17 protein-coding genes and 1 riboswitch are annotated in these 17563 nt (G+C 42.8%); of the genes, 15 read left to right on the top strand and 2 right to left on the bottom strand.

Annotation, left to right across the window (positions count from 1 at the left end):
• Positions 1-42: 42 nt before the first annotated feature.
• Positions 43-1080, bottom strand: a complete 1038-nt coding sequence (locus MHB41_RS17765; protein WP_034281462.1) for a pectate lyase — start codon at positions 1078-1080, stop codon at positions 43-45.
• Positions 1081-1541: 461 nt separating this feature from the next.
• Here MHB41_RS17765 and sigY point away from each other — a divergent pair, with 461 nt between their 5' ends.
• The 13 genes from sigY to MHB41_RS17700 all read left to right on the top strand — a co-directional run bounded on the left by sigY (position 1542) and on the right by MHB41_RS17700 (position 12824).
• Entirely contained in the window at positions 1542-2075 is a 534-nt protein-coding gene (gene sigY, locus MHB41_RS17760; protein ID WP_041118218.1) for an RNA polymerase sigma factor SigY, read from the top strand.
• Positions 2072-2383, top strand: coding sequence for a YxlC family protein (locus MHB41_RS17755; protein ID WP_034281336.1), 312 nt, complete (start codon positions 2072-2074; stop codon positions 2381-2383). Before sigY ends, MHB41_RS17755 begins: the two co-directional genes overlap by 4 nt.
• On the top strand, positions 2380-2595 hold the full coding sequence (locus MHB41_RS17750) for a hypothetical protein (protein ID WP_046312798.1): 216 nt from the start codon (positions 2380-2382) through the stop codon (positions 2593-2595). The genes MHB41_RS17755 and MHB41_RS17750 overlap by 4 nt, the downstream gene beginning before the upstream one ends.
• Before the next feature lie 311 nt (positions 2596-2906).
• On the top strand, positions 2907-4277 hold the full coding sequence (gene gdhA / locus MHB41_RS17745; RefSeq protein WP_061110252.1) for an NADP-specific glutamate dehydrogenase: 1371 nt from the start codon (positions 2907-2909) through the stop codon (positions 4275-4277).
• 82 nt (positions 4278-4359) lie between these two features.
• On the top strand, positions 4360-4473 hold the full coding sequence (locus MHB41_RS17740; RefSeq protein WP_223250414.1) for a hypothetical protein: 114 nt from the start codon (positions 4360-4362) through the stop codon (positions 4471-4473).
• A 126-nt stretch (positions 4474-4599) separates the two neighbouring features.
• Positions 4600-5982, top strand: a complete 1383-nt coding sequence (locus tag MHB41_RS17735; RefSeq protein ID WP_061110251.1) for a hypothetical protein — start codon at positions 4600-4602, stop codon at positions 5980-5982.
• A 59-nt stretch (positions 5983-6041) separates the two neighbouring features.
• Complete coding sequence (locus tag MHB41_RS17730; protein ID WP_061110250.1) at positions 6042-6656, top strand: class F sortase; 615 nt, start codon at positions 6042-6044, stop codon at positions 6654-6656.
• 237 nt (positions 6657-6893) lie between these two features.
• Positions 6894-8837, top strand: coding sequence for a BglG family transcription antiterminator (locus MHB41_RS17725; protein ID WP_211043697.1), 1944 nt, complete (start codon positions 6894-6896; stop codon positions 8835-8837).
• A 122-nt stretch (positions 8838-8959) separates the two neighbouring features.
• Complete coding sequence (locus MHB41_RS17720; protein WP_024423869.1) at positions 8960-9265, top strand: PTS sugar transporter subunit IIB; 306 nt, start codon at positions 8960-8962, stop codon at positions 9263-9265.
• A 14-nt stretch (positions 9266-9279) separates the two neighbouring features.
• Positions 9280-10629: a PTS cellobiose transporter subunit IIC gene (celB, locus tag MHB41_RS17715; RefSeq protein WP_024423868.1), complete on the top strand. Its 1350-nt coding sequence runs from the start codon at positions 9280-9282 to the stop codon at positions 10627-10629.
• A 26-nt stretch (positions 10630-10655) separates the two neighbouring features.
• Entirely contained in the window at positions 10656-10982 is a 327-nt protein-coding gene (locus MHB41_RS17710) for a PTS lactose/cellobiose transporter subunit IIA (protein WP_025093804.1), read from the top strand.
• On the top strand, positions 10979-12307 hold the full coding sequence (locus tag MHB41_RS17705; RefSeq protein ID WP_041118210.1) for a 6-phospho-beta-glucosidase: 1329 nt from the start codon (positions 10979-10981) through the stop codon (positions 12305-12307). Before MHB41_RS17710 ends, MHB41_RS17705 begins: the two co-directional genes overlap by 4 nt.
• Before the next feature lie 118 nt (positions 12308-12425).
• Complete coding sequence (locus MHB41_RS17700; RefSeq protein ID WP_211043693.1) at positions 12426-12824, top strand: hypothetical protein; 399 nt, start codon at positions 12426-12428, stop codon at positions 12822-12824.
• A 315-nt stretch (positions 12825-13139) separates the two neighbouring features.
• On the opposite strand, the gene MHB41_RS17695 is transcribed toward MHB41_RS17700, so the two are convergent.
• Complete coding sequence (locus MHB41_RS17695; protein WP_024426445.1) at positions 13140-14231, bottom strand: branched-chain amino acid aminotransferase; 1092 nt, start codon at positions 14229-14231, stop codon at positions 13140-13142.
• A 368-nt stretch (positions 14232-14599) separates the two neighbouring features.
• Here MHB41_RS17695 and MHB41_RS17690 point away from each other — a divergent pair, with 368 nt between their 5' ends.
• Together MHB41_RS17690 and MHB41_RS17685 are read left to right on the top strand one after the other, a co-directional pair.
• Positions 14600-16027, top strand: coding sequence for a right-handed parallel beta-helix repeat-containing protein (locus MHB41_RS17690; RefSeq protein ID WP_120207945.1), 1428 nt, complete (start codon positions 14600-14602; stop codon positions 16025-16027).
• Positions 16028-16124: 97 nt separating this feature from the next.
• Positions 16125-16234, top strand: a riboswitch (SAM riboswitch).
• Between the two features lie 171 nt (positions 16235-16405).
• Positions 16406-17524, top strand: coding sequence for a sugar ABC transporter substrate-binding protein (locus MHB41_RS17685; RefSeq protein WP_217008661.1), 1119 nt, complete (start codon positions 16406-16408; stop codon positions 17522-17524).
• Positions 17525-17563 lie beyond the last annotated feature (39 nt).

Genomic DNA, 17563 nt, shown 5'->3' with positions numbered 1-17563 from the left:
AAAACGTTCGGACAGGAAATCTCTGCCCGAACGTTTTGTGGTTTAAGGGTTTACTTTACCAACACCTGCATTTGATATCACTTCTGATTTCACATTGTTCACGTTAAGCAAAGAGTAGTTATAAGGAGGGTTATACGTACCTGTTGAAGACGTTGGCAGACTGCCTGTGCTGTTAATATACGAGTTGTTGATGACATGCCATGTACCAACTTGACGGCTGTCCCAGCTTCCAATGGCATTTGTGGTGTTTTCAAATACGTTGTGTTCAATTCTCATTTTCGCGCCCATACGTGAGTTAATCGCTGTTGTGAGGATGTTTTTATAATAGTTGTTATAGACATGTCCTTCCCCGAAGCGCATAGACGGTACACGAGAGTTTAGGTTTTCAAAGCGGTTGTTGTGGAACGTAATTTTTCGATTGTAGTTATCGTTATCGGAGCTGCCCATGAGCATTGTTTTCCAGCTGTCATGTACATAGTTCCACGAGAAGGTAATGTAGTCAGAGTCATTTTTTACATCAAATAAACCATCGTAATCATCCTTCCCGGAATTCAATGTGTTGTACAATTCATTATGATCGACCCATATGTTTTTAGAACCGCCTTCGATCCCGATGGCATCCTTGTCACCGATTTTGCTGTGGTGGATTTTCAAGTTGCGGATGATGATGTTATTGGCACGCCATACTTTAATGCCAATTCCATTCAATTCGCCGTTCGTCCCTTTACCGACGATCGAGACATTATTTGTATCTTTCACATCGATTTTATTGGCTGATGTATTAGAAGGGGTAATGGTCCCGTCTACAACAATTTTTAATTTTTCGTTTGTTCCTTTATTTTTGAGGGCAGCCAATAGTTCATTTCCAGTTTTGACTGTGACGGTTTTACCGCCTTCACCGCCTGTTGTGCCGCCATTTAATGTGGAGAAGCCTTGTTGATTAAAGTTGGCCATAATAGAAGGGCTTTCTGGATATTTGGCTGCTGCCTTTGCCTCCCCGTTTGGTGCAAATAATGAAGTGACGAGACCAACAGCTAATACACCGGCTAACATTGGAATTTTTCTTTTCAAACTCAACATCTCCATTCTATTTTATTTTAATGAAAACGTTTCCAAAATAAGCTGTGATTCAACCACTCCTCCTTCCTTCACAAGCATTGCTTCTTTCGGAATGTAGGATGAGCATAGCATGCAAAAAGGTATCATCGGCTAAGGATAGGCGCAGCGTATTCCATGATTTTCTAGGAAGCTAAGCCAATGATTATTTCATTTTCATCTTCATGAGATAAGGACCATTGTCGATAGGTATGAGGATGACATCTTGATTATGGAGAGGAGGCTCTCCGTTTGGTAGAAAATCAAGATGATTATAAACGCATCATTTTGTTAGAGAAGAAGGAATGCCATAATCATTACATAAGAAAAAATTGGATATAAAACAAGAATCATAGAAGGAATGCTAAAAAATAAGGTCTAATTTAAACGATATTGTCATCCGTGTCGTCTTATGAGTAAGAGAAGAAAAGGAAGGAGGGGCGTGCTTGGAGCAGACAGAAGAGACATTATTGATTCAGCGGGCAAAACAGGGAGATGATGCCGCGTTTACAGCCCTTTATCGGCATCATTATTCCTTTCTTTACCGATATATGTTGAAGCTGACCCTTCAACAAGAGCTGGCAGAGGAAATCATGCAAGAAACGATGCTGAAAGCGTATATGAAACTTTCTTCATTTAGAGGAGATGCCTTATTTTCAACCTGGCTTATTTCGATTGCATCTAGGCAATTTTTAGATCACCAGAAGAAAAGAAAACGTGAACAAATGAGAGAAGGAAAAGCAAATCAGGAAGCCATACGCCGCTTTAAATGGGACGTTCAGCAAAAGGGGAACACATGGCATGACATGTGGGATGCTTTAAATGAATTAAAGGCTGAGGAGAGAGCACCGATTATTCTGCACTATTATTATGGATTTACCTACCCAGAAATGGCTTCAATGCTTGGAATGAGAGAAGGCACTGTGAAATCGAGGGTTCATCATGGATTAAAGAAAATTCGAAAGGAGTGGGATTTATGAAGGAAGATCGTTTGACCGAACGTTTAAAAGAAGAGCTGCAGCAGCTAGACGAACAAATTGAAGTGGAAAAGCCAAGTGAGCAGGCTGTCATGATGATGCTGAAACAGGCGAAGGAAAAAGAGAAAAGGCGTTTTAAACAAGAAGTGCTGGCATACGTTTTGATCAGTTTGACCATTCTAGCACTCTTTGCAGCTGCCATTACCCATTTGCCTATCATCTTCATTCTTCTCCAAATAGTGAGCGTCCCCATCTGCTTTGTTGTTGGCTACAAGGAATATCAACATATCAAAGGAGGGTCCTCCGTATGAGTCAGTCGGAAATGATCATCTTATTGTGCGTCTTGCCGTTATTGTTTGCACAGGGCTTTCTTTTATTTATAGATGCAAAGAAAAGAGGGCGTTACAAGTGGTTTTGGGGCATTGTCGGTCTCATTAACTTTCCATCGTCTTCTATTTTATATTGGCTTTGTGTCGTGTTACCTGATCGAAAAAGAGGCGGGAAGCCGCCCCGAAAAGATTGAGTGCATCCGATCAAACTTTTGACCCTTTTTTCAATGGAAAACCAGCTAGAAATTCATCATGATTCATGTATTTGTCAAAGAAAACGGGACGAGAAATATCCGCTCGTTCGTTTCTAGCACATTAGTCATTCCTTGAGCGCTTATTTTTAAAAACAATCGCTGCGGCTGCTTGATCTATCTCAATTCGGCATCATTTTCATCTGTTATCAATATTGATCAGATTTTACAATTGGTGTTAAATTAATCTCAATATGCGTTAGAAAATCTAACAATTAAATGTGTGGAGATATCTACAAGGAGGCAGATGCGACATGTTGACCTTAGATCGAGCAGCACAAACAGCACAAAGCTACATCCACCGTGTGTTAGAAGAGGTGGAAAAACGAAATCCCGGCGAGGAGGAGTTCCAGCAAGCCGTAAAAGAAATTCTGGAATCACTCGTCCCAGTTTTTGCGAAGCATCCAGAGTATGAAAAACAAGGCATTTTAGAACGGCTCATTGAGCCTGAGCGGCTTGTGGTATTTCGAGTGCCATGGGTAGACGATGAGGGCAAAGTACAAGTCAATCGAGGGTTTAGGGTTCAATTCAATAGTGCCATCGGTCCTTATAAAGGAGGCATTCGTTTCCATCCAACCGTCAATGCAAGCATTATCAAGTTTTTAGGGTTTGAACAAATCTTTAAAAACGCACTGACTGGTATGCCGATTGGCGGAGGGAAAGGCGGATCGGATTTTGATCCTAAAGGGAAGTCTGATGGAGAAATCATGCGTTTCGTTCAAAGCTTTATGAGTGAACTCGGCCGATATATTGGACCTGATCAAGATGTGCCAGCAGGTGATATTGGTGTAGGAGCACGCGAGATTGGCTATATGTTCGGACAGTACAAGAAAATGCGCGGTGCTTATGAAGCGGGTGTACTCACGGGGAAAAGCCCTGGATTCGGAGGCAGCTTAGCGAGAAAAGAGGCGACAGGCTACGGACTGGTGTACTTTATGGAGGAAATGCTGAAAGCACATGGGCTCCAATTTGAAGGACGTTCTGTTGTTGTGTCGGGCTCAGGAAATGTGTCTATCTATGCAATGGAAAAGGTAATCGAATTAGGCGGTAAGGTTGTGGCTTGCAGTGATTCAAGCGGAGCGATTTATGATCCTCAAGGGATTTCACTTGAGACGATCAAACAGCTCAAGGAAGTCGAGAATCAGCGGATTGGGGCATACATAGACATTCACCCGCATGCTGAATTAATTGAAGATTGCGAACAAATTTGGTCCGTTCCTTGTGATATTGCGCTGCCATGTGCAACACAAAATGAAATATCGGAGGCGCATGCACAGCAGCTTGTGGCAAATGGTGTCATCGCTGTAGGAGAAGGAGCCAATATGCCATCCACTCTTAAGGCGATCAAAGTATTTGAAGAGAATCGTATTTTGTTTGCGCCGGCAAAAGCGGCGAATGCTGGCGGTGTAGGTGTATCAGCATTGGAAATGGCACAAAACAGTGCAAGAATATCTTGGACATTTGAAGAAGTAGATGCTCAGCTGAAACAAATGATGCAGTCTATTTATCGTCAGTGTACAGAGACAGCAGACGAATATGGACACTCAGGAAACATCATGGTTGGAGCAAATATTGCAGGATTTCGTAAGGTGGCAGATGCCATGATCGCACAAGGCGTGATTTAACTCCTGCTCTCCCGCACCTGTTTATTTCATGACAAGATGGGGAATCGTCCTTTAAGAATGACAATAAGGAGGCGCGGGAGAAATGAAAAAATGGCTGAAACAAATTGTCAAATGGGCACCTGTGATTTATCCAGTGGTGAGAAAAATATATAAAGAGCGAAAAGCATCTAAACGTCGTAACGTATCAGCCGGATAATCCGGCTTTTTTTTTATGCAAACATACAGAGCCTGTGTTGTAAGAAAAAAATAATAGAATCGAATGATCTATTTTCTCCCTCTCTCCGTTAAGTACATAACAAACGGAAAGAGGAGGAAATAAAAGATGAACATGAAGAAAGCAATGTTAACCATTCCACTGAGCGCAGCGTTATTATTCCCAGCGGCTCATATCGCAAGTGCACACGAAGGACATATGCATGGGGAGGCGAAGAAGACGTCTTCGTCACAAGAGGTGTCAAATAAAGCCGCAGATCTTCGAGCAGCACTAGATCAGCTGTTTTCAGAGCATGCCTATTTAGCAGTGATCACAATGCAAAAAGGAATTGACGGCAGTAAAGACTTCGATCAAGCAGCGGCGGCTTTAAATGACAACACGAATGACTTATCAGATGCAATTGCCTCTGTATATGGAAAAAAAGCAGGCAAACAATTCAAGGACATTTGGTCAAGTCATATCGGCTACTTTGTTGACTATGTACAAGCCGCAGCGAAAAAAGATAATGCAGGTAAAAAGAAAGCGATGAAGCAGCTTGATCAATATCGAATGAAACAAGCCGATATGCTCGATCAAGCAACAGACGGCAGACTGAAAGCAAGTGAGCTTGAAGAAGGCTTGAAGATGCATGTGAATGAACTGCTTAAAGCGTTTGACAGCTATACTGAAAAGGATTTTGATACGACCTATGAAACGGTTAGAAAATCCATTCATCATATGTTTGAGGTAGGAAAAGGCGTGTCATGGGCCATCACAGATCAATTTCCTGGGAAATTTGATCAAAAGTCAGTGGATACACCAGCAGCGGATCTTCGTGAAGATTTAAACTACTTGTTCTCAGAGCATTTGGCACTCGCGGTAGTTGCCATGCAAAAAGGAAATGATGGCAGTAAGGACTTTAAACAGGCAGCAGCGGCTTTAAATGAAAACACAAATGATTTATCTGCTGCGATTGCATCTGTTTATGGTAAGGATGCAGGCAAACAATTCAAAGACATTTGGTCAAGCCATATCGGCTATTTAGTTGATTATGTCAAAGCGGATGCATCAGGGAATCAACAAGCAAAAGAAAAGGCTGTCAAAGATTTAGATGCGTATCGAATGAAGCAAGCGAAATTCCTAGATCAAGCGACAGATGGACGTTTAAAGGCAGCTGATTTAGAGGCTGGTTTGAAAACACATATTGATGAGCTGATCAAAACATATACGTCTTACCATAATGGCGAATATGATCAGCTTTATCCGACAGTGAGAGAGGCTTATGGTCATATGTTCATGGTTGGTCAGGATGTCGCAGCAGCGATTGTTGATCAGCATCCTGAGCTGTTCAAATCCAATATGCCTAATGAAATGCCGAAAACAGGTATGGGAGGCACAGCCGGTCCTTTAGGCATGTCCTATGAAGCATTTGCGGGTATGATCGCAAGTTTAATTCTAGCAGGCAGTGCATTTTTCCTCATTCGCCGTAAGGCATCAAATTCTAACTCATAAAGACAGATGGGAACGTGCACAATCGTGCCGTTCCTTTCTTCAAAAGGAGGCCGGCTTAGATGAAGAATTGGCTGCTCAGTATTCTTTCGCTTCTCATCATCACAGGCTGTTCATCACCGTCAATGGATGAATCGTCATCCTCAAAAAACATATCCGCTTCTAAGGAAATGACTACACATCAAGCTGAGAAACAGAACCACTCACACGATACATTAAAAGACGAGCCGTCTGGCATTGTACCAGCTGAAATCGCCATTCCCGCTATTGATGTCAAAGCAAAAGTGGAGAAAACATCTTTATCAAATGATGGCAGTATGGGTGTTCCTCAGGATACAGACAACACCGCTTGGTTTGAAGATGGTCCAAAGCCGGGAGATAAAGGGAATGCCGTCATGAATGGCCATGTAGATAATAAATGGGGGCCATCGGTTTTTTATCGATTAAAGGAGCTAAAAAAGGGAGACAAGGTGGTCGTCACGTCCTCATCAGGAAAAAAGCGAAGCTTTGAAGTCATAAAAGTAAGAAGCTATCCGCGTGAAGAGAAGCCCAATGCGTTTTTTGGATACGCCTTTACACGGAATCTCAATTTAATCACTTGTACAGGGACCTTTGATCATGCAGCAGGTACGCATGAAAAAAGATTGGTTGTCTTTACCGAGCTGATCTCTTCATAAAGAAGGCGGATACACGAAGGTGTACGCCTTTTTTTCGTGGTTTTCGCAAGTATCTTTCAAAAAGATTCATAGGACATTAGATATGGTTAGTTGTATAAATAGGGGCATTTGTCATATAAATGAGTTGGCAATTTTTATTTCTTTTCAGTAGAATATGAGTAATGAAGAGAACTGCAAGCGGATACAACCTGTCCAGACAAGGCAGATTCTCCATCCCTACATAAGGAGGCCGATCTGATGCTGAGTAAAAGACTGGCGCACATCTTAAGTCAGCTCATGGCAGCTGAGACCCCGCTCACCAGCGCTGCACTTTCTGCCAGTTTACAAGTGACAAGCCGCACCATTCGTACAGACATAAAGGAACTGAACGACCGCCTTGCCCCTTACCTAGCGGCTGTAACAGCTGTTAGAGGAGCTGGTTATGAGCTGCTGATCAACGATGAGAATGCCTTTCGCCGTTTTATGAAGGAGGAGGTCGAGCAGGAAGAGCCGCTTGCTGTGCTGCCAGAGGAGCGTGTTCGGTTTATTTTAAAAAGGCTTCTTTTGGCAGAATCCTATGTGAAGCTGGAGGATTTACAGGAGCAGCTGTTTATTAGTAAATCAACGATGAGCAACGATGTGAAATCGGTCAAACGTAAGCTGGAGCCCTTTGATCTGAAGCTGGAAGCGAAGCCTAGCAAAGGCTGCCGAATCAAGGGATCAGAGATGAAAATCCGTTATTGTATGTCAGAATATTTATTCAATGAACGTCGTTCTTATCAAACGATGCTGAACACAGCTGTTACTATTTTGCCAAAGCATGAACTCGAATTGATTCAGAAAACAATGATCAATTATATCAATGAGGAAGGTATGAATCTATCAGACATTTGCATGAATAATTTAATCGTTCATGTCGCCATTGCCTGCAAACGAATTAGACACGGAAACTATGTATCTGTTCTTCCAGAGGAAATCAGCGAAATTCCGCGGGCAAAGGAATATAAGGTCGCTAAAAAAATGGTGGAGCGTCTTGAAGGGTTGCTGGATGTCTCATTTCCACAAGAGGAAATTGTCTATATCACCATTCATTTGCTAGGAACAGCCAAAATGGTACAGTCCTTTTCCTCGAACGGTCAAAAACAAATTGTAGATGATGAAACGAGCCGGCTTGTACAGCTCATGCTGAAGGCCATTGATCAAAAACTGCAGCTTGATTTAGCCGGTGATACGGAACTAATGATTGGACTCAGTCTGCACTTAAAGCCTGCCATCAACCGATGTAAATATGGAATGAACTTAAGAAATCCGATGCTTGATGAAATAAAAGCGGGGTATCCCCTTGCTTTTGAAGCGGGGATTATCGCCAGCAGGGTCCTTGAAGAAGAGGAAGAGCTGAGTATTCATGAGAACGAAATCGGATATATGGCGCTTCACTTTGGTGCGGCTTTAGAGCGGAGGAAAATGGAGATCCCGCCGAAGCGGTGTCTTATTGTCTGTGCGTCTGGTGCAGGGAGTGCAAGGCTGCTGCAGGATCGTTTGCGGTCACAATTTGGATCAAAGCTGACCATTTTAGGAACAGCAGAGCTATATTCGCTGCCGCATGTCTCTTTGCATGCCCTGGATTTGATTATTACAACGATCCCAATTCATATGGATTTACCGGTTCCAGTCATTCAAGTGAACACCATATTGGGAGGCAGTGATTTTTTAAAAATTGAAGAAGCTCTGACGAGTGAAACAAGGGTGACATTGGCCTCTCAATATATGAAAAAGGAATTGGTTTTTACAAAACGCGCCTTTCAAACAAAGGAAGAGGTCATCACCTTTTTAACGCAAAAAGTCATCGATATGGGCTTAGCGCCAGCTGAACTCACACCATCTGTCATGGAAAGAGAAGAGGCTGCCCCAACCTCTTTCGGACATTATACAGCGATTCCGCACCCGATGACGCCGCTGACAGATGAGACGTTTTGGGCGATATGTACATTAGAAAAACCAATCATTTGGGGAGAGAAAAAGGTTCAATTTGTCTGCCTGCTTTGTGTCGAAAAAGAGAATGCCAAAGATTTAAAAGGCATGTACCGCCTGCTGGGAGAGCTTGTGCATAATGTGAAATTCATTCAGCATCTGATCGCCTGTGATACATTTGAAGACATGCTTGATATCATGTATAAAAAGGTTCCTTCGTACAAGAACTAACTGTGTGATATTAACTTTTTCCGCTTCCTAAAGGAAAAAGTATGGGTGTTTATGAAAGCGGTTTCATAATATGATGAAAGTGTAAAGAATAGCTTCACACTTTGAAAAGGGGGCGTTTACACATGAACATCTTATTGGTTTGCGCAGCAGGTATGTCCACAAGCTTACTTGTCACAAAAATGGAGAAAAGCGCACAAGAACAAGGAAAAGAATATCGTATTTGGGCAGTATCAGGAGATTCTGCGAAAAATCATATTGATCAAGCCGATGTGCTTTTATTAGGACCTCAGGTTCGATATTTATTACCACAAATGAAAAAGCTCGGAGAAGAAAAAGGAATCCCAGTAGACGTGATTAATACTGTGCATTATGGCGTTTGTAATGGCGCTGAGGTTTTAAAATCTGCTGAACAGTTAGTGAACGGATAAAGGGGGCGGAGGGGATGAATGGATTCAACCGATTTCTAGAAGAGAAGGTCATGCCGTTTGCAGGGAAGATTGCCGCTCAAAGACATTTACAAGCATTGCGTGACGGAATTGTTTTAACGATGCCTCTCATTATTGTCGGTTCACTGTTTCTCATTTTAGCCAACCTTCCGATTCCAGGATACAGCGATTTTATGGCAAGTATCTTCGGAGCAGAATGGGCCACGAAACTATCCTATCCTGTTAATGCAACCTTTGACATTATGGCACTTGTTGCGACCTTCGGGATTGCTTACAGGCTTGCTGAAAAGTATGCCGTTGATGCGCTATCATCTGGTGCGATCGCTGTTGCGGCTTTCCTTTTGGCTACACCATATCAAGTACCTTTCACACCTGAAGGCTCAACAGAAGCTATCCTAGTAGGCGGGGGAATTCCTGTCACACTGATGGGCAGTAAAGGTTTATTCGTTGCCATGATTATTGCCATGCTTTCAACCGAAATTTACCGCTTCATTGTACAGCGGAACATTGTTATCAAAATGCCTGATGGTGTACCGCCAGCAGTCAGTAAATCGTTTATTGCACTTATTCCAGGTTTTGTGGTCATCACCCTGATCTGGGTCGCTAGACTTGTGATTGAGATGACACCTTTTGAGAGTATTCATAATATCATCACGGTCTTAATTGGCACACCGCTATCGATTCTTGGTGGCAGCTTAGGCGGCAGTATTGTTGCGATGGGTGTGCAAATGCTCCTCTGGGCATGTGGTATTCACGGAGCAACCATTGTCGGCGGCGTCATGGGGCCAATTTGGCTCGGTGCAATGGATGAGAACCGTCTTGCATTCCAAGCAGGAGAAGTACTGCCGAATATTTTCACAGCGCAGTTCTTTGAAATCTTCATCAACGTCGGCGGAAGCGGAGCAACGCTTGCTTTGGTGCTGACCATGATCTTACGTGCCAGAAGTAAACAAATGAAACAGCTTGGCCGCCTTGCCATTGGGCCAGCCATCTTTAACATCAACGAACCAATCATTTTTGGAATGCCGATTGTCATGAACCCAATGCTCCTCATTCCGTTTATCCTTACGCCAATCATGATGATCATCACCACATATATCGGAATGAGTACAGGGCTTGTGGCAAAACCAGCCGGGATCGCTGTCCCATGGACCATGCCGCCAATCATTTCAGGCTATCTCGCCACAGGAGGCAAAATCTCTGGTGCTGTCATGCAGCTGATTAACCTTGCGCTGTCATTTGCTCTATACTACCCATTCTTTAGAATGTGGGATAAGCAGAAATTGAAAGAAGAAAGTGAGCTAGAAACAAAAGCATCAACTGATGAAAATGTCGTCAGCATGTAATAGAGGGAACAAGGGGGATGCAGCCGATGGAAATGGAACAAATTGTGTTTCAACTCATCCTGCACGGCGGAAATGGCAGAAGCTCCGCGATGGAGGCCATTACATGTGCAAAACAAGGAAACTTTGATGAGGCGAAGCAAAAATTGCAGGACGCACAAGACGCGTTAAATGAGGCGCATCACGCACAGACAGAGCTGATCCAAGGAGAAATCAGGGGCGAAAAGACGGAAATTAGTCTCTTAATGATTCATGCGCAGGATCATCTCATGAACGCAATGACCGTCAAGGAGCTCGCAGCAGAAATCATCGAGCTCCATGAAAAAATGAAGCAACTCGGAGGTGTCAATTCATGAAAGAAGGAATCAAAATTGTCACAATAGGCGGTGGATCGAGCTATACGCCTGAGCTCGTCGAAGGGTTTATTAAACGATATCAAGAATTGCCTGTAAAAGAATTATGGCTTGTGGATATTGAAGCGGGTCAGGAAAAGTTAAACATCGTAGGCGCTCTGGCGAAACGTATGGTTGAAAAAGCAGGTCTGCCGATTGAGGTACACCTGACTCTTGATCGCCGGGAGGCCTTGAAGGACGCAGATTTTGTGACGACACAATTTCGTGTAGGACTGCTGGAAGCACGGGCAAAGGATGAGAGAATACCGCTTAAATACGGCGTCATCGGTCAGGAAACGAACGGACCAGGCGGTTTATTTAAAGGCCTTCGGACCATCCCAGTCATTCTAGACATTGTGAAGGATATGGAAGAGCTTTGCCCAGACGCATGGCTTGTGAACTTTACAAATCCAGCCGGCATGGTCACAGAAGCTGTTTTACGCTACACGAATCTAAAAAAAGTGGTCGGTCTATGCAATGTGCCGATTGGGATCAAAATGGGGATTGCCAAAGCGCTTGATGTGGACGTTGAACGCATCGAGGTACAGTTTGCCGGTCTCAATCACATGGTCTATGGATTAGACGTATATTTAGACGGGGTCAGCATTATGGATCAAGTGCTTGATGAACTAGGAAATCCAAACAGCCAGTGGTCCATGAAAAACATTGAAGCGAAAAACTGGGAGCCTTCTTTTGTGAAAGGATTAGGGGTCATCCCATGTCCGTATCACCGCTATTACTATAAAACGAAAGATATGCTGGAAGAAGAGCAAAAGGCGGCTCAAGAGAAAGGAACACGAGCAGAGGTTGTGCAGCAGGTCGAGCAGGAATTATTTGAGCTTTATAAAGATCCTGATTTGTCGATTAAACCACCACAGCTCGAAAAAAGAGGCGGGGCCTATTACAGCGATGCGGCCTGTAACTTAATCAGCTCCATCTATAATGATAAGCACGACATTCAACCAGTCAATACAGTGAACAGAGGGGCGATTGCCAGCATTCCGGCTGAATCAGCGGTTGAAGTAAACTGTATCATTACGAAGGACGGACCAAAACCAATCGCGATAGGTGATCTGCCTGTAGCTGTAAGAGGACTCGTTCAACAAATCAAATCATTCGAGCGTGTGGCAGCAGAAGCGGCTGTGACTGGAGATTACGAGACGGCTCTTGTGGCGATGACCATCAACCCGCTCGTCCCATCTGACGACATTGCAAAGCAAATTTTAGACGAAATGCTCGAAGCGCATCGTGAGCATTTACCGCAATTCTTCAAATCAGTCAATGCTTAACACATAATGGCCCCTTTAATGGGGTCATTTTTTTGATTGCCCCATATGGAAACTGGAGAAAGAAGTGTATGATTAGAAAAAACAGCATGTATGGCTTCAAAGAAAGGACTGTTGGAATATGGTTGCAATTGGTTTAATGTTTTACGGATTTGTCGTACAGCCTGTCATGAGTTATGGTACAGTGATCTTGTTTTTGTATGGCCTTATTGCTTCATTTGTTGGCCTCATTCGGCATAAGGAATATGTGTGGACCTATGTTCTCCGCCTGCTCGTTTGTTTTACCATTCCCGTGACCAATCTGTTGATGTATTTTGCAACGATTGGAGGAGATGCAAGAAAATTTGATTTCCAGCCAATGCCGCTTGTTTATTATCTTGTCTTTATCCTAGAAATCATGATCATCTTTTTGCCAGAGATCTTTTTACTGATCGAAAAAAAGCGGAGCATCAAAAGGAAACAGTGGATATACGCAGGGGCGATTGTTGGGGTATCGGTCTTGTTTTGGTGCACGATTTGATGGGAAGAGACGGGTCAACTAAGTCTATTTCGCTTTTGTTTCTGTAACTTCTTTCGTCGGACCTTTACAAAAGAGATGGAAAGGGCAAGGATAGAGATTCCAAGAGCCTTAAATAAAAACCGGGTGAGGAAAGGTGAATCGTCGAAACCAGTGGCGACGATCATCGATCCGATGCAGATTCCAAAGAATGCTAGTAGATAAGTAAAAAACATACCATCACTCCCCTTATTCATGTGTATTTCCCATTATAAGGGATAAAAGAGAGGTAAATAAACAAAAAAGAACCCTTCATGATTGAAAGGTTCTTTTTATATGCTATGCTTGCTTGACGACTGAGTCAACTTCAACTGTCCAGCCAAAGATGTCTGGCTGTGTCCCTTTTTGGATGCCAGTAATGGCTTCGTACAATTTCTTCGATACTTCGCCTGTTTGACCATTTTGGATCACATATGGCTGATCATGATAAATTAATTCCCCGACAGGAGAGATCACGGCTGCCGTTCCAGTTCCGAAAATTTCTTCAAGCTCGCCAGATTGATGTGCTTCAATTAACTCATCAATTGAAATTTTGCGCTCTGTTACTGGAATTCCCCAATGCTTTAACAGTTCAAGCACAGAGTTGCGTGTGATGCCTTCTAAAATGCTGCCGTTCAATTCAGGCGTCACGATTTCGCCATTGATTTTAAAGAAGATATTCATGCTGCCGACTTCTTCAATGTATTTTTTCTCGACCCCATCAAGCCAAAGAACCTGTGAAAATCCTTTCGTTTCAGCAACCTGCTGTGCTTTAAGGCTTGAGGCATAGTTTCCAGCTGTTTTGGCATTTCCTGTTCCACCCTTAACGGCACGGACAAACTCATTTTCAACTGCAATTTTAACCGGATGAATGCCTTCTTTATAGTATGATCCCACAGGAGATAAGATAATGAGCAGCTTATACGTGCTAGACGGTGCAACGCCTAAATACGGCTCAGTGGAAATAATGAATGGACGAATATACAAGGAAGTTCCCTCTGCATCAGGTACCCAATCCTTATCAATACGAATGAGTTCATTTAAGCCCTCTAATACTGTTTCTGTATCAATTTGCGGAATACACAGGCGGTCATTGGATCTGTTTAAGCGTTCCATGTTTTTTTCCGGACGGAATAAGAGAATTTTTTGATCCTCAGAAACATAAGCTTTCAAGCCTTCAAAAACAGATTGACCATAATGGTAGACCATCGACGCTGGGTCCATTGGAATGGCTTGATAAGGGATAATTCTTGGATCGTACCAGCCTTTATCAACTGAATAATCCATCACAAACATGTGATCTGTGAAGATTTTTCCGAATTCAAGTTGATCAGATTGAGGTTTTGGTTTTTTTGTTGAACTAAGTTCAACGCGGATGGGTTGTTTTGGCATTGTAAATCTCCTTGCTGTTTGATTATTTGAAAATTCTAATAATATGAAATAATTATGATTCTATTCTATACCTTCACAAAATATTAGCAATAGGTTTTCTGTAATTCAGACAAGAAAAATCTGTTAAAGCGCTTTCCTTCTCTCTGCTGTCAGTTTGGCTCATGTCACCCCTTTTAAAAAAAGAAATAAAATCCAAATGCGTTATTAACTGATTAATCTGACAATTTAAAAACGAATGGTTTTCCTGTAAGATATTCTTTCAACCATACACCTTTTGACTAGTACATTGCAAGGGACATCGTCATATTTTAATCCTCTTTTTTTTAACCGATAAAGGAAGGAGAGAAGGGAAAGGAGCAAACAACAAGATGAAACGAGCGTTACCAGGCATTTTACTCATTTTATTCATGACCGTCATCAGCTTTGGCTGTCAAGCGATGACAGATGAGGCTGGCGCTAAGCAAAGCACAGCCTATTACGTAGCGGTAAACGGAAGCGACAAAAACCCGGGAACAAAGCAAAAACCTTTCCGTACGCTGAAAAAAGCGGCAAGTATGGCGAAGGCTGGGGCAACCATTTACATGAGAGGCGGTACATACAAAGAAAAATTGATTGTCCGCCATTCAGGAACAAAGAAAGCACCCGTTGTCTTTCAAGCTTACGGAAAAGAAAAACCTGTGATTAGCGGGGCTTCCCTTAAAGGAAATCAAGCCGATGGAGGTCTTGTCACGATCGATCAAAAGAGCTACATCACCCTCAAAGGCCTGACTGTAGGACACCTTAAGACGAATAAAGAAGATTTGACACCAGTTGGTATTTTCATCAAAGGGAGCGGCAAAGGCGTCAAACTGCTTAATAACCGAGTGTATGATATTCAGACGAAACATGAAAATGGAAATGCACATGGAATTGCTGTCTATGGGACAAAAGCTCCAGCAGCGATTGAAGACATTGAAATCAAAGGAAATACCGTTGAAAAATTAAAGCTGGGCTTCAGTGAAGCGCTTGTGCTAAATGGGAACGTGAAAAAGTTCCGTGTGACACATAATACGGTCCGGCACACTGATAATATTGGCATTGATTTAATTGGATTTGAGAACGTGGCACCCTCTAAAAAGTATGATCAAGTCAGAAACGGTGTCGTCTCAAGAAACAAAGTATATGAGATTACGAGTGCAGGGAACCCAGCCTATGGCAGCGACATTTCTGCTGGCGGAATTTATGTCGATGGCGGAAAAGACATTGTGATCGATCATAACATCTCACATCACAATGACTTAGGGATTGAAGTCACAAGCGAACATAAAGGAAAAATGGCGGACCGCATCCGCATCGAACACAATCAAGTGTATTTGAACCGCTATACAGGCATTTCTATTGGCGGCTATGATAAGAAGCGGGGCGGTACAACCAATACGACGATTTCACATAATACTTTGTACAAAAATGACACAGCCGGCCTAGAAGGCGGTCAATTGCTGATGCAGTATCAAGCAGTGAACAATCGAATCACGAATAATATTATGACCGCTAGTGCCTCGCATTATTTAGTCGTGAATCTTTATCCAGTGAACCAAAAGAATACCTTCCAGAAGAACGTTTATGATGACCGCAAAGGTGCAAAAGCATCACAGTGGGTATGGCACGGGAAATGGCTGGAAGGCTACAAAACGTATCTCTCTAAAAGCGGTCAAGATAAAGGATCAGCACATCTGAACCCGCAATTTGTGAATGAGAAAAAATATGATTTCCGTCTGAAGAAATCATCACCTGCGAAGAAAATCATCGGAAGCTGATGATATTTTAGAAATTTTCAAAAAAGTCATTGACATTGATGTGACATCACATTAAAGTAAAGAAGACATTTCAACGAAAACAAATTTCATAACGGATCTCTTATCAAGAGAGGCAGAGGGACTGGCCCTATGACGCCCGGCAACCGTTTCTATTTTAGAAATTGGTGCTAATTCCTGCAAAGCTGTTACAGCTTTGACAGATAAGAGAGGAAGACTTCCCGATACATGTTTCATGCAACGGTGATCAAGCCTCTCTTTCCAAGAGAGGCTTTTTTTCGTCTCTTTTTTCAAATCAAATGCCTGTTTTACAGGCGTATTTCCACTTTTTTACCTAGTTTTCCGATGTGAAAAATCAAAACAACTTGAGGAGGAACAGCAATGAAGCGTAAGCATTTTACATCATGTCTTGTCTTATTAACGGCATTAACCATCCTATTAACAGGCTGCGGCACTGGATCAAGTGCAGGCTCAAAGGCAAATACGAAAGAAAAAGTCTCTTTTGACAATGTACCGAAGCGATTTGCAAAGGGACAGGGAGCAAAAATTAAAGTCATCCGCAAAATTGGAGGAGACGATCATACAGCTCAATTTTTAGCTGGAACCAAGGCAGAAGGTGAAGCACTCGGCTTTACGGTAGATGTCTACACCGCAAATGGAGATACAGCGAAGTTCCATGATGCCATCTCTCAGGCGCTTGAAGAAAATTATGACGGTTTTATCATCTCTCACGGGGACGACGAGGCGACAGTCGCTGATGTGAAAAAGATCACAGCGAAAGGCATTCCAGTTGTAGCATTTGATTCGAATCCTAAGCTGAAGGACATCAAAGGGGTCACAGTGACGTCTCAAGATGATGAGCAATTAGCGAAAAAATCATTAGATGCGCTCGTGTCTGATTTTAAAGGAAAAGCAAATATTGCGTACCTCTGGGTAGATGGATTCCCGCCAATGGTGAGACGAAATAAGGTCTATCAAGAAACGCTTAAACAACATTCAGGAATCAAGGAGCTTGACCGCTTTGGTATTGCCTCCTCTGATACGTCTGTTCAAACGCAAAATGCAGTAGCAGCCATGCTGAATAAGTATCCAAAGGGCAAGCTGGACGCTATTTTTGCCACATGGGATGCCTTTGCCATTGGGGCAGCAAGAGCGTTAAAGGAAGCAGGAAGAACAGAAGTGAAGATTTATGGGATTGATGTATCAAATGCGGATCTTCAAGAAATGACGGCGAAGGACAGTCCGTGGAAGTATACAGCAGCGGTTGATCCGAAGCTCATCGGCGCAGTCGACGTGAGGATTCTTGCGAAGAAAATAGCTGGTGAGAAAACACCGTCTTCCTATGACCTTGAGGCCTCTCTCATCTCGCAAAAGCAGCTTCAACAAGCAGGAAAAGCTATTAACATGGTCAATCTTGCAGACGAGGTGAAGGGATTCGGTTCATCGACTGCTTTTGAGGAAGATTGGATGAAGACCTTGAAGAAGCATTATACAAAATAAGCGACGTGCACTCTCTTTCCATAGAGGGTGTTTCGTTTT

Source organism: Bacillus sp. FSL H7-0578 (assembly GCF_038630855.1).
Lineage (GTDB): Bacteria > Bacillota > Bacilli > Bacillales > Bacillaceae > Bacillus > Bacillus safensis.
This window is presented reverse-complemented; position numbering and strand designations above follow the sequence as displayed.